This is a genomic window from Tardiphaga sp., assembly GCF_025356345.1.
In the GTDB taxonomy this organism is placed as follows: Bacteria; Pseudomonadota; Alphaproteobacteria; order Rhizobiales; family Xanthobacteraceae; genus Tardiphaga.
The window spans coordinates 1-12,088 of sequence record NZ_JANXTC010000362.1 but is presented as its reverse complement, the minus strand read 5'-3'; the positions used below and the strand labels follow the sequence as shown (position 1 = coordinate 12,088).

Annotated in this window: 13 protein-coding genes and 1 pseudogene; 6 read left to right on the top strand and 8 right to left on the bottom strand. The window is 64.7% G+C overall.

Annotated elements, in window-relative coordinates:
• A pseudogene (locus Q0S16_RS21735) lies at window positions 1-306 on the top strand (indole-3-glycerol-phosphate synthase TrpC); the annotation flags it as partial.
• Between the two features lie 71 nt (window positions 307-377).
• Window positions 378-905, top strand: coding sequence for a cyclic pyranopterin monophosphate synthase MoaC (gene moaC / locus Q0S16_RS21730; protein WP_295852946.1), 528 nt, complete (start codon window positions 378-380; stop codon window positions 903-905).
• A 188-nt stretch (window positions 906-1,093) separates the two neighbouring features.
• On the opposite strand, the gene Q0S16_RS21725 is transcribed toward moaC, so the two are convergent.
• The 4 genes from Q0S16_RS21725 to Q0S16_RS21710 are packed head-to-tail and all read right to left on the bottom strand — an operon-like array spanning window position 1,094 to window position 2,591.
• On the bottom strand, window positions 1,094-1,312 hold the full coding sequence (locus Q0S16_RS21725) for a hypothetical protein (protein ID WP_295852944.1): 219 nt from the start codon (window positions 1,310-1,312) through the stop codon (window positions 1,094-1,096).
• A gap of 44 nt (window positions 1,313-1,356) precedes the next feature.
• Entirely contained in the window at window positions 1,357-2,076 is a 720-nt protein-coding gene (locus Q0S16_RS21720; protein ID WP_295852937.1) for a CbtA family protein, read from the bottom strand.
• Window positions 2,077-2,079: 3 nt separating this feature from the next.
• A complete protein-coding gene (locus tag Q0S16_RS21715) occupies window positions 2,080-2,262 on the bottom strand; it encodes a CbtB-domain containing protein (protein ID WP_295852931.1) in 183 nt (60 codons plus the stop codon).
• A gap of 56 nt (window positions 2,263-2,318) precedes the next feature.
• A complete protein-coding gene (locus Q0S16_RS21710; protein ID WP_295852928.1) occupies window positions 2,319-2,591 on the bottom strand; it encodes a hypothetical protein in 273 nt (90 codons plus the stop codon).
• Window positions 2,592-2,712: 121 nt separating this feature from the next.
• Here Q0S16_RS21710 and Q0S16_RS21705 point away from each other — a divergent pair, with 121 nt between their 5' ends.
• The 3 genes from Q0S16_RS21705 (at window position 2,713) to lexA (ending at window position 5,458) form a co-directional block, all read left to right on the top strand.
• Window positions 2,713-3,351, top strand: coding sequence for an HAD-IA family hydrolase (locus Q0S16_RS21705; protein ID WP_295852949.1), 639 nt, complete (start codon window positions 2,713-2,715; stop codon window positions 3,349-3,351).
• A complete protein-coding gene (gene glp, locus Q0S16_RS21700) occupies window positions 3,351-4,559 on the top strand; it encodes a gephyrin-like molybdotransferase Glp (protein WP_295852925.1) in 1,209 nt (402 codons plus the stop codon). The genes Q0S16_RS21705 and glp overlap by 1 nt, the downstream gene beginning before the upstream one ends.
• Window positions 4,560-4,717: 158 nt before the next feature.
• Window positions 4,718-5,458 (top strand): transcriptional repressor LexA, encoded by a 741-nt coding sequence (gene lexA, locus Q0S16_RS21695; RefSeq protein WP_295852923.1) that lies wholly within the window; start codon window positions 4,718-4,720, stop codon window positions 5,456-5,458.
• A gap of 10 nt (window positions 5,459-5,468) precedes the next feature.
• Here the strand turns inward: lexA and Q0S16_RS21690 are convergent, their stop codons facing one another.
• The 4 genes from Q0S16_RS21690 to Q0S16_RS21675 form a co-directional block, all read right to left on the bottom strand.
• Complete coding sequence (locus Q0S16_RS21690; RefSeq protein WP_295852922.1) at window positions 5,469-7,742, bottom strand: ComEC/Rec2 family competence protein; 2,274 nt, start codon at window positions 7,740-7,742, stop codon at window positions 5,469-5,471.
• Between the two features lie 249 nt (window positions 7,743-7,991).
• Window positions 7,992-9,668 (bottom strand): glutamine--tRNA ligase/YqeY domain fusion protein, encoded by a 1,677-nt coding sequence (locus Q0S16_RS21685; protein ID WP_295852921.1) that lies wholly within the window; start codon window positions 9,666-9,668, stop codon window positions 7,992-7,994.
• An 82-nt stretch (window positions 9,669-9,750) separates the two neighbouring features.
• Window positions 9,751-10,059 (bottom strand): transcriptional regulator, encoded by a 309-nt coding sequence (locus tag Q0S16_RS21680; protein WP_295852918.1) that lies wholly within the window; start codon window positions 10,057-10,059, stop codon window positions 9,751-9,753.
• 16 nt (window positions 10,060-10,075) lie between these two features.
• Window positions 10,076-10,402, bottom strand: coding sequence for a type II toxin-antitoxin system RelE/ParE family toxin (locus Q0S16_RS21675; protein WP_295852917.1), 327 nt, complete (start codon window positions 10,400-10,402; stop codon window positions 10,076-10,078).
• 102 nt (window positions 10,403-10,504) lie between these two features.
• Here Q0S16_RS21675 and gltX point away from each other — a divergent pair, with 102 nt between their 5' ends.
• Complete coding sequence (gene gltX, locus Q0S16_RS21670) at window positions 10,505-11,929, top strand: glutamate--tRNA ligase (RefSeq protein WP_295852915.1); 1,425 nt, start codon at window positions 10,505-10,507, stop codon at window positions 11,927-11,929.
• The last annotated feature ends 159 nt before the right edge of the window (window positions 11,930-12,088 follow it).

Here is a 12,088-nt window from a genome sequence, read left to right as displayed (position 1 = left end):
ATGGACGTGCTGCTCGAAGTCCACGACCAGACGGAACTGGAACGGGCGTTGAACCTGCGCTCGCCGATGATCGGCATCAACAACCGCAATTTGCGGACCTTCGAGACTACGCTGGCGACCAGCGAGACGCTGGCGCCGATGATCCCGAAGGATCGCCTGATGGTCGGCGAGAGCGGCATCTTTGCAGCCGAAGACCTTGCCCGCCTCGAGCGCGTCGGCATCTCCACCTTCCTGGTCGGCGAAAGCCTGATGCGGCAGGCGGATGTCACGGCAGCCACCAAGGCGCTGCTGACGCGCGCGGCGTAACGCGCTGCTCCTTCTTGCTTCCTTGTCTCCTTGTGGGAGAGGAAAGAAACAGAACTCGGGATTTGAGAATCATGGCTGGCAAGAAAAACAAGAGCGCGACCAAAGACGCTCCCGCCCTCACCCACATCGATTCCTCCGGCGAGGCCCGCATGGTCGACGTTTCGCAAAAGCCGGCGACGGAGCGGATCGCCGTGGCCGAGGGCCTCGTCATCATGAGCAAGGCGACGCTGGAACTGATCGTGTCCGGCAATGCCAAGAAGGGCGACGTACTGGGTACCGCGCGCATCGCCGGCATCATGGCGGCGAAGCGCACCTCGGACCTGATTCCGCTATGCCATCCGCTGGCGCTGTCGAAAGTCACCGTCGATATCGAGCCCGACAAGAAGCTGCCGGGCTGTCGCGTGCGCGCTTCCGTGAAAGTATCAGGTCCGACCGGCGTCGAAATGGAAGCGCTGACCGCGGTGTCGATCGCCTGCCTGACCATTTACGACATGATCAAGGCGGTGGAGCGCGGGGTGCGGATCGAAGGCCTTCACCTGGTCGAGAAGAAGGGTGGCAAGTCCGGCCACTATCTGGTGACCGACAACGACGCCGATTAGAGTCTGATCCGTTAGGATGAATGACTGGTGTCCCGGACGCGGTGCGGCATTCCTATGCCGCTCCGCGGAGCACTACGCCTCCTCGCGGAGGCGCAATGCACCGCGTCCGGGACATGATCCGAGCAAACTGAGTCTGACGCTAGCTGCGAAGGAAATCGGCGACCGTGGCGCAAGAACGCTTGCGGAAGCTAGATATTCGCGCCGTCGCGTAGCGAAGTGGCCGACGAGGAATGCCCGCGGCGCTCCCGGCTATTCAACTTCAGTTCCGCCGACATCCAGGGACCGAGCTGTTTCGCCAGGTGCCGTTCGTATTGTTTTACCAGCACCGTGGCTGCGGCTGCCATCAATATCAAAGCCAGTAACATCCACATTTCGGAAAGCCTGCCGCTCAAATCCCAGATGACCAAGCTACGGCTCGGGAGGTAATCGGGTTCAACCGACCGTCACTATTTCACGGCCGCGAAAGACGGGTGAAAGCCAGACTGGTCGCAACGCCCAGCAGCGCCCAGAACAGCAGGCTGGTCAGCATTACCGCCACGATGAACTGATGCGACAGCGCCGCAGGCACCTCGCTGTTCGACACTGGCGCCAGCGGCGCGCCAATCAGATGCGGCAGCGCGATCAGGCCGAGCCCGAGTATCGCGGCCCAGGCTGCCGGCCTGAACGCCAGCAGGCCAAGGCCGATGGCAGTGACCGTCGCGGTGCCGATCCACCAGGTTTGCCGTGCCGAGAGATCCGCGACCGGCATTCCCGGCAATTCCGGTGGCAGGCCGAGGCCGGGCGCCGCCACGAACACGACAAAGCCACCGAGCCCCCACAACAGGCCCTCGCGCCACGTCACCGGACGGCCGCGCATCGAATAAACCCCGGTAAGTACCAGCGCAAAACCGATCGCTGTCAGGATATTGGCGCCGACGGTGAAGGCATTGCGCTGCAGGCCGTCCGCCGGTTCCCATTCGCTGGCATGGCTGTGGCCGGCCTCATGGATATGCGCGGCGGCGGTATGCTCATGCGCAGCAACTGGCTTCGTCGCCTCGGCCGACTTGCGCTCGTAGACTTCGCTCTTCTGGATCAGCGGCACCGTGCCGAAAAACTGCGCCACCGAAACGACCGCGCCGACAACAAGTCCAGCCAGCGCGGCGGAGAAAACGATCGACCTGAAAACCGACATGGCTCAGTGGCAGGGAAACGCATTGGCATGGCGCACATCGTGCGCGGCGTTGTGCACGGCGCTGATGTGCGAGAAGCCGACCACGCCGACGATGAACAGACCGAGCGCCATGGCCATTACGGCCTGAACGATCGCGCTCGCATCGGTAGCGATGGCGGGCAGCTGCGCGGCCTGGGTCTGTTGCATGTTCGTCCTCGTCAAGATTGCGACATTTTTAGCCGAAAACAATCGCCTGCGCGACCCTAATTTTCGAGCTGCCGGCGAATGTCCCGGCTGGTGACATGGAAACTGTTGCCCGGCCCCACCGCGGCGCGCCGCAACTTGGCGTCGGCCGCGGCCTGAAAGGCGTCCCGGTGGATCAGGAAGAACTCCTCGCATTGCCGGGGCGTCGGCAGGCTGCGCAACAGCACCCGGAACGCGCGGCGGTGCATCATGCAGAGCCCGTCGTGGCCGTCCGGCTGGAACGCCAGCGAGTCGATGTCTTCGCGCCAGATCGGGGAAACGAGATGGGACATGAGGGAACTGCTTCACTGGCGGCACGGCTGCCGCTCCCCACAATCTAGCCGGAATATCGCGGCACGCCAAAGCAGCCCTGCGCACGATTGCTCCCCCACCGTCGCTTCGCTAAACAACGGCATGGCTGCTTCGCTCACCCCAGATTCTGCCGACGTGCTGTTGTTCGATCTTGGCCGCGTCGTGATTGATTTTGATATTGCGCGCACCGCGGCCGCGTGGGCGGCACATGACGGCTCCGACCCGGCTGATCTCGCCAACCGCTTCGTGCGCGACGAGACTTTCTGGCTCTATGAAACGGGCAAGCTGTCCGACACGGAGTTTTTCGCACGCCTTCGCGCGGCGCTCGGCATCGATCTGTCCGATGCACAATTGCTGGACGGCTGGAACGCGACTTTTATCGGCGAAATGGACGGCATCGCGCCGTTACTGGCGCAGGCCGCGAAAAAATGGCCGCTCTACGCCTTCTCCAATACCAACCGCGCCCATGTCGCGTATTTCTCGCAGCATTATGCCGAGGTGCTCGGGCATTTTCGCGAGATCTTCCTGTCGTCGACCATTGGCCTGCGAAAACCCCATGCCGATGCCTACGATCATGTCGTGAAAGCGATCGGCGTTCCCGCGGAGCGGATCGTGTTCTTCGACGACCTTGCCGAGAACGTCGCAGGGGCCCGCGCCTGCGGACTGGTCGCCGTCCATGTCACGTCATCCAACGACGTGGCGGAAGCACTCGCCGCGCTCGGTTTTATGGAGAACGACTGATGGCCCTGATGCCGGTTGCCGAGGCGCTCGCCGCGATTCTGGAAGGCGCGGATCCGCTGCCCGCCGAGCAGGTCACGCTCGAAGCCGCCTATCATCGCGTGCTGGCGCAGGACGTGGCGTCGAAGCGGACACAGCCGCCGCAGGCGATGTCGGCGATGGATGGCTACGCGGTGCGCGCCGCCGACGCCACGCTCGGCGCGCGCCTGGCGGTGATCGGCGAGATCGCGGCCGGCCGGCCGTACGAGCGCGCGCTGCGGCCGGGCGAGGCGCTGCGTATTTTCACCGGCGGTGTCGTGCCGGATGGCGCCGACGCCATCGTGATCCAGGAAGACGCCTCGCGCGACGGCGACGTCGTGATCATCAACGAGGCCGCCCGCGCGGCACGGCACATCCGCCCCGCCGGGATCGATTTCAAACAGGGTGACGTGCTGCTGCGCGCCGGCACCCGGCTCACCGATCGCGATCTCGCACTGGCTGCCGGGATGAACTATCCGGAATTGCCGGTCAGACGGCGCCCGTTGATCGCGGTGCTGGCCACCGGCGACGAACTGGTGCTGCCCGGCGCGGTCCCCGGCCCCGGCCAGATCGTACTCTCCAATGGTTTTGCGCTGCGGGCGCTGGCGCGCGCCGAAGGCGCCGATGTCATCGATCTCGGCATCGCCGTCGATACGCTGCCGGCGACGACCGCGGCGATCCGGCGCGCCATCGATGCCGGTGCCGACATCCTCGTTACCACCGGCGGCGCCTCGGTCGGTGACCACGATCTGGTCAAGCAGTCGCTGGAGGCGGCCGGGGTCACCATGGCGTTCTGGCGGATCGCGATGCGGCCCGGCAAGCCGATGATGCATGGCCGACGCAACGCGATGCGCGTGATCGGCCTGCCCGGCAATCCGGTGTCGTCCTATGTCTGCGCCCTGCTTTTCATGGCGCCATTGATTCGCGCCCTGTCCGGCCGCGCGGAAGTACACCACACGCTCGAATCGGCGGTACTCGGCATCGATCTGGCAGCCAATGATCAGCGTGAAGATTATCTGCGCGCGGTGCTGACACGCCGTGACGACGGCACCCTCGTCGCCACCGCGGTAACCAAGCAGGACTCCTCGCTATTGGGGAATCTCGCAGCGGCACAGGGGCTTCTGGTCCGCAAACCGTTCGCTCCGGCGGCGGTTGCCGGCGCTCGTTGCGAGATCATAAGGTTGCCGGTTTAAGGGACTTGCGGTGCCGTTCATTTGAAATTAAGCGTTGCGGAACACATATGGAACAGATAGTGTTCGTTCATGATTTGTTTCGAGAATTTGCGGCTTTTGCCGACTTGGGACTGACGTGACACACGCGGCGGCAACCCCGTCCATGAGGGATGAACCAGATGCTCACGCGCAAACAATATGAACTGCTGCGCTTCATCGATCAGCGGCTCAAGGAATGCGGCGTGCCGCCCTCTTTCGACGAGATGAAGGACGCGCTCGACCTGCGCTCCAAGTCCGGCATTCACCGCCTCATCACGGCGCTGGAGGAGCGTGGCTTTATCCGCCGGCTGCCGAACCGCGCCCGCGCCATCGAGGTCATCAAGTTGCCCGAGCTCGGCGTCAGCACCGCCGCCGCGGCTACCGGCCGTCGCGGTTTCACGCCAAGTGTCATCGAAGGCACGCTGGGAAAGGTCCGCCCGATCTCGAACACCGGCAATGGTAACAATAATGGCGGCGATATCGACGATGACAGCCGCCGCTCGGTGTCGGTGCCGGTGATGGGCCGCATCGCCGCCGGTACACCGATCGAGGCGCTGCAGACCCGCAGCCATACGATCAGCGTGCCGCCCGACATGCTGGGTTCCGGCGAGCATTACGCGCTCGAAGTGCGTGGCGATTCGATGCAGGACGCCGGCATTCTCGATGGTGACATGGCGCTGATCCAGAAAAACGATGTGGCCGACACCGGCGACATCGTGGTGGCCCTGATCGACGAGGAAGAAGCGACGCTGAAGCGGTTCCGCCGCCGCGGGGCCTCGATCGCGCTGGAGCCCGCCAACGACGCCTATGAAGTGCGGATTCTGCCGCCGAATCGCGTCCGCATCCAGGGCAAGCTGGTCGGGCTGTACCGCCGCTACTGAGCGCTCGCGCTCACTGATCCTCGGCCTGGACGTCGGTTTCGGCCGGCGTCGCATCGACCGGACGGCCGGCTGGCAGGGCGCCGCCGGCTTGCGGCTCCGCGACTTCCGGACCCGCTGGCGACCATGGCCGATCGACGCCGTTGGGTCGCACTTCCTCGGCGACAAACCTGCCTTGATATCCACGCAAGACCATTCCGCCACGACTTTGCAAGGTCGCGAAGCTGATCAGCGGGGCCGCGCAGCCGTTCGGCGGTTGGCGGGCGGTGACGATCAGTGCCGCCTGCACGCAATCATCCGCGAAGGCGTCGGACCGCAGCGTCAATGCGACGAGGCGACCGTCGGCGAGCGCCGTAATGCAGCCGGCGCTGTCGCACGACACGCCTTCCGCCAGTGAGGCATCGTCGGGAGATCGTGGATCGGCATCGGCGGCCAGCCACTCTTTCAGCAGAAACGAATCTTTCGCGCTGCGCATCAGATGCAGGCGGCCATCCCGGCCGCGCACCGCGACGCTGTGGCCATCGCCCGAGATCAGAATGTCCGGGGGCGCAACCAGCATCGCCCATGCCATCGACAACGCCAGCATGCCGGCGCCGGTAAAGCGTAGCGGCGTGCGCAGCAATCCCAGCAGGATGAGTCCAGCGGAGGCCGCGACCAGCGGTCCGCTGCCGAATGCCGTGACCCGCCCGATCGCGCCGGGCAACGCGGCGACCCACTGCGTCACCACGATCATCCACTGAATGCCAAACTCCATCAGGCGCCAGAACACGCCGTCGAGACCGAACGGCATCGCCGCCAGACCGAGCAGACCCGCCGGCATCACCAGCGCCGAGACCACCGGCATCGCCAGCAGATTGGCGAGTACGCCGTAGGGCGTAACGCGATGGAAATGGAACGCCGCATAGGGCGTGGTCGCAAGCCCCGCGACCAGCGAGGCCAGTACCAGCATCGCCAGCTCGCGACCGCCCCACAGCGCCACGCGCGCGGTGGCGGAATGGTCCGGCGAGGCGAACAGGACGGGCATGCCGATCTGCACCAGCGCAACGAGGCCGAGCGTCGCGGCGAACGACATCTGGAAGCTGGGATGAACCAGCGCTTCCGGCGCCATCGCCAGCACCACCATCGCCGCTACCGCGAGTGTGCGAAAAGTGATGGCGCGGCGATCGACCATGATCGCGATCAGCACCACCGCGGTCATGAAGAACGATCGTTGCGTCGCCACCTCGGCACCCGACAGCAGCAGATAAAACAGCGCTGCCGCCAGCGCCGCGGCCGCCGCCCATTTCTTGATCGGAAAAGTCACGGTGAGGATCGGGATCAGCGCCAGCAGCGCGCGCACCGCGAAGAACACCACGCCGGCGACCACCGCCATGTGATAGCCGGAGATCGACAGCACATGGCCAAGGCCCGAGATGAACATCGCATCGTTGACCGGCGCGGAGATCGCATCGCGCCGCCCGGTCAGCAGCGCGGTGGCGATGGCGCGGGCATCACCGCTCAGCACCGTCCGGATACGGCCGTCGATCGCGTCGCGCAGACCCTGCATGGTGGCGGCATAGCGCAGCCGCCAGCCCGGTTCGGTCGGCGGATCGGCCACCTTGATGCCGCCGGTCACGAAGCCGGAGGCGCCGATGCCTTGAAAATACAGATCGCGGCCGAAGTCGTAAGAACCCGGCCGCAATGGCGACAGCGGCGGCTGCAGCCGCGCCTTGAGCTGGACAAAACTGCCGACCCCGGGCGCGGTGCCCTTCTTCACCGACAGCCGCACGCGCTCGAGTTTTAGCTGCGACCGCGGGCTCTCCATCGATGCGACCCGCAGCACGAAGCGGTCGGTGCGCTCACGCTCTTCATGGGTCTCGACAAAGCCGCTCAGCGCGACCGAATAGAGCGGCCGCGCCAGCACACCATGGGCGATCCGCGCGGTCTTCAGCGAGATCACCGCGAAGCCGGACGCGATCGCCGCGATCATCACAAGCAGCGGAAACCAGTTTCGCCGGCGCGACAAAAACGCCACGCCGCATAACAGGACGGCCGTCGCCGCCGTCACCCATGCCACCGGTTCGCGGCCGGCGGAAAAATACAGCGCGATGCCGGTGCCGAAGGCGACGGGGACCCAGGGCAGCAGCCGGCCGGGGCCAGCTTCCGCGTGGATCCATTGTTGCCAAGTCGCGAGGAGGCTCGGCCAGAAGGCTGAAGATGGCCGTGATACGCCGGCAACCGGCGCCGCCCGCGGCGGCCATATGCCGGCCTGCGCGCGCGGTCTGTTGGTGCTGCCCCCGTTGGCCATCGCGCTGCTCGTCGCCCGGCTTTCGCCGAGCCATGCTAGCGGAGGAGATCAGGTGACGACTACCAGAACGGATCGGGAATGTTCGATGTCGTGATTCCGGGGCGGCAGCGGCGCAGCCGCGCGCGAACCCCAGCCACTGCAGTTGGAGTGACGGGAAATCTCGAATTGTTCATCCCTTCTCGGGATTCCGGGTCTGCGCTCCGGCCCGCTACGCCGACCAGAGTGCATCCCGGAATGACAGTGTAGGATTCAGGTCGCCTTGGCGTAGCTGTCGCGCAGGCCGACGGTGCGGTTGAACACCAGTTCGCCCGGCGCTGAATCCTTGTCGCGGCAAAAATAGCCCTGGCGCTCGAACTGCACGGCGGCATCCGAATTATCGCCGGCCAGCGCCGGCTCCAGCATGCAGCCGGTCAGCGTCTCCAGCGAATCCGGATTGATCTGCGACGCAAAATTCGCCGCATCCGGCTGTGGCGCGGTGAACAGCAGATTGTAAACCCGGACCTCGGCGGGCACCGCTTCCGCCGCGCTGACCCAGTGGATCGTCGCCTTGACCTTGCGGCCGTCCGGCGCGTTGCCGCCGCGGGTTTCCGGATCATAGGTGCAGCGCAGCTCGGTAACGTCGCCGGCTTCGTTCTTGACCACCTCGCGGCAGGTAATAAAATAGCCGTAGCGCAACCGCACTTCGCGGCCCGGCGCCATCCGGAAGAATTTCTTCGGCGGCTCTTCCATGAAATCGTCGTGCTCGATGTAGAGCTCGCGGCCGAACGGAATTTTTCGCGCGCCGAGCGACGCGTCCTCGGGATGGTTGACGGCATCGAGCTGTTCGCTCTGGCCTTCCGGATAGTTCGTGATCACCACCTTCAACGGCTTCAGCACCGCCATGCGGCGCTGCGCGGTCCGGTTCAGCGTCTCGCGCACCGCGAAGTCGAACATGTCGATGCCGACGGTGCTGTTGGCCTTGGCCACGCCGATGCGCTTGATGAATTCGCGCAAGGCAGCGGCCGGCACGCCGCGGCGCTGCAGTCCGGCCAAAGTCGGCATCCGCGGGTCGTCCCAGCCCGAGACATGGCCACCGCGCACCAGTTCGGTGAGCACTCGCTTCGACAGCAGCGTGTAGGTCATGTTGAGACGTGCGAATTCATACTGGCGCGGTCGCGACGGCACCGGCAGGTTGTCCAGGCACCAGTCATACAGCGGGCGGTGATCCTCGAATTCCAGCGTGCAGATCGAATGCGTGACATGCTCGATCGAGTCCGACTGGCCATGGGCGAAATCATAGGACGGATAGATGCTCCACGCCGTGCCGGTACGCGGGTGATGCGCGTGCAGGATGCGGTAGATTACGGGATCGCGCAGATTGATGTTGCCGGAGCCCATGTCGATCTTCGCGCGCAGCACGCGGGCGCCGTTCGGGAACTCGCCGGCGCGCATCCGCGTGAACAGGTCGAGGTTCTCCGCCGCCGGGCGATCGCGAAACGGGCTGTTCTGGCCGGGCTCGGTCAGGGTGCCGCGCGTGAGCCGGATCTCCTCCTGCGACTGGTCGTCGACATAGGCCAGGCCTTCGCGGATCAGATGCTGCGCCCAGGCGTAGAGTTTCTCGAAATAGTCCGAGGCATAATGCAGGTTGCCGCCCCAGTCGAAGCCGAGCCAACGCACGTCACGCTGGATGGCGTCGATATATTCCTGCTCTTCCCGGGTCGGGTTGGTGTCGTCGAAGCGCAAATTGCAGATCCCGCCGAATTCCTCGGCAATGCCGAAATTCAGGCAGATCGACTTGGCATGGCCGAGATGCAAATAGCCGTTCGGCTCCGGCGGAAACCGCGTCACCACGCTCTTATGCGCGCCGGAGGCCAGATCCGCGGCCACGATGTCGCGGATGAAGTCGCGGCCTGCCTCTGCCGTGTCCGCTGCCGATTCGTCTGTCATGGGATGCCTTTCAAGCTGCGCCCTATGTGCCAAATCCGGGCGGCCGCGCCAAGGGGCGCGGTTCGCCGAAAACGGCGCTGGCTCAAGCGGCCTTCTTCGCTTGGCCGACGTGTTTGCGCAGGTAGCTGATCACGCTGAAGATGTTCTTGGCCTGCGGGTTGCCGCGGGGGCCGAACATGCGGATCAGGCTCTTGGGCTGCACCCCAATGGCTTTTCCTAGCTTCTCGAAGCCAATGGTCCCCTTGATGTAATCCCGTAGCAGGGACCGGCCTACGTCGACCTCGCCATCGAGCAATGCGTCGATGCCTTCCCGCAACAGCGCTTCCGCAAAATCGGGACGCTGCCGAGCGTAATCTTGTAGCCACTCCCCGAAGTCTCTCGTTGTCGCCATCGTCCACCTCCATCCACTACTGCGTGCGTTTGGTTCGTTTGTAATCGCGCCAGAACGCGCGCGCGGCCAGGATGTCGTCCTGCTGCCGCTTCTTTGTCCCTCCCGTCAGGAGGACCACGATGGTGTCACCATCTCGTCCGAAATAAATCCGGTAGCCTGGCCCGAAATTGATCCGGAATTCTAGAACACCTTCCCCAACGCCCTTGGAGTTGGAGAAATTTCCCATCCCCATGCGCCGCAACGCACGGGCAATTTGGGCAGACGCGGAAACGTCCAGTTCCTCCGCCCAGTCGGTGAAGGGCGCTCTGCCGTCAACGTCCACATAGTAGCGGATTTCGACCATAGATCATGGTAACACATAAGTTACCCGTTTTCAACGCCATTGGGCCCGCCGATGCGGTGTGATACACGGCCGCAAAGCGTCTCCAGCATCGATCGAACCTCCATGACCGCACCCGTCGTTACCCGTTTTGCGCCGTCCCCGACCGGCTTTCTCCATATCGGCGGCGCCCGCACCGCTTTGTTCAACTGGCTCTATGCGCGCAAACTCGGCGGCAAGATGCTGCTGCGGATCGAGGATACCGACCGCGAGCGCTCCACCGAGCCGGCGATCGCCGCGATCCTCGACGGGTTGAAATGGCTCGGCATCGCGTGGGACGACGACACTGTCTACCAGTTCGCCCGCGCCGACCGGCACCGCGAAGTAGCCTTGCAGCTGATCGCCGAGGGCAAGGCCTATTACTGCTACGCCAATGCCGACGAGCTGAAGGAGATGCGTGAAAAGGCCCGCGCCGAGGGCAAGTCAAAGCTCTATGACGGCCGCTGGCGCGAGCGCGCGGCCTCCGAGGCACCGGCGGGCGTCAAGCCGGCGATCCGCCTCAAGGCGCCGCTGGATGGCGAGACCGTGATCGACGACCAGGTGCAGGGCCGCGTGGTCTGGCAGAACGAAAATCTCGACGATCTCGTGCTGCTGCGCGGCGACGGCAATCCGACCTACATGCTCGCGGTGGTGGTCGATGATCACGACATGGGCGTCACCCATGTCATCCGCGGCGACGATCACCTGATCAACGCCGCGCGGCAGAAGCAGATCTATGATGCCCTGGGCTGGACACTGCCGAGCATGTCGCACATTCCGCTGATCCACGGTCCGGACGGCTCGAAACTATCGAAGCGCCATGGCGCGCTCGGGGTCGATGCCTACCGTGCCATGGGCTATGTACCCGCCGCCCTGCGCAACTATCTGGTGCGACTGGGCTGGAGCCATGGCGATCAGGAGATCTTCTCGACCGAGGAAATGATCGACGCGTTCGACCTGTCGTCAATCGGCCGCTCCGCCGCCCGGTTCGACTTCGCCAAGCTGGAAAATCTCAACGGCCACTATATCCGCCACGCCGACGATCAATCTCTCGTGACCATGTTCGAGGACGTGCTGAATTATGTCCCGCACGGCGACGATGTGAAGGCCAAGCTCAACGACACCACGCGGGCGCAATTGTTGCGGGCGATGCCGCAGCTCAAGGAGCGCGCCAAGACGCTGATCGAGCTGATCGACAGCGCCTATTACATCTTTGCCGACCGCCCGTTGACCATGGAGCCGAAGGCCTCCGCCCTGCTGACACCTGAAACCCGGGCGCTGATCGGCCAGTTGCGCGTCGCGCTGGAGACCGTGACCGACTGGAGCGCCGCAACCACGGAAGAAGCCACCCGAGCTTTCGCCGAACAGGCCGGCGTCAAGCTCGGCGCGGTGGCGCAGCCGCTGCGGGTGGCGCTGACCGGCAAGACCACATCGCCGGGAATCTTCGACGTGCTGGCGGTACTGGGCCGCCAGGAATGCCTTGCCCGGCTGGCCGATCAGGCCTCCGTCTAGCATGACGGCAGGACGGCTTTGCCCGTCTTGCAGCGCACACAGCAATGCGATACCCATTCTGACGAAACATCGGCATTTCCGGCCAGCCCCGCTCTATCGCCCGATCTGGCGACGGCCTGCCGCCTCTCAACGATCTCATCGGGGACCACGCGATGGACG

Bases quoted from the DNA above. Each gene is read 5' to 3' on its own strand.
- moaC (WP_295852946.1), top strand. From the start codon at position 378: ATGGCTGGCAAGAAAAACAAGAGCGCGACCAAAGACGCTCCCGCCCTC.
- Q0S16_RS21720 (WP_295852937.1), bottom strand. From the start codon at position 2,076: ATGTCGGTTTTCAGGTCGATCGTTTTCTCCGCCGCGCTGGCTGGACTT.
- Q0S16_RS21715 (WP_295852931.1), bottom strand. From the start codon at position 2,262: ATGCAACAGACCCAGGCCGCGCAGCTGCCCGCCATCGCTACCGATGCG.
- Q0S16_RS21710 (WP_295852928.1), bottom strand. From the start codon at position 2,591: ATGTCCCATCTCGTTTCCCCGATCTGGCGCGAAGACATCGACTCGCTG.
- Q0S16_RS21705 (WP_295852949.1), top strand. From the start codon at position 2,713: ATGGCTGCTTCGCTCACCCCAGATTCTGCCGACGTGCTGTTGTTCGAT.
- glp (WP_295852925.1), top strand. From the start codon at position 3,351: ATGGCCCTGATGCCGGTTGCCGAGGCGCTCGCCGCGATTCTGGAAGGC.
- lexA (WP_295852923.1), top strand. From the start codon at position 4,718: ATGCTCACGCGCAAACAATATGAACTGCTGCGCTTCATCGATCAGCGG.
- Q0S16_RS21690 (WP_295852922.1), bottom strand. From the start codon at position 7,742: ATGGCCAACGGGGGCAGCACCAACAGACCGCGCGCGCAGGCCGGCATA.
- Q0S16_RS21685 (WP_295852921.1), bottom strand. From the start codon at position 9,668: ATGACAGACGAATCGGCAGCGGACACGGCAGAGGCAGGCCGCGACTTC.
- Q0S16_RS21680 (WP_295852918.1), bottom strand. From the start codon at position 10,059: ATGGCGACAACGAGAGACTTCGGGGAGTGGCTACAAGATTACGCTCGG.
- Q0S16_RS21675 (WP_295852917.1), bottom strand. From the start codon at position 10,402: ATGGTCGAAATCCGCTACTATGTGGACGTTGACGGCAGAGCGCCCTTC.
- gltX (WP_295852915.1), top strand. From the start codon at position 10,505: ATGACCGCACCCGTCGTTACCCGTTTTGCGCCGTCCCCGACCGGCTTT.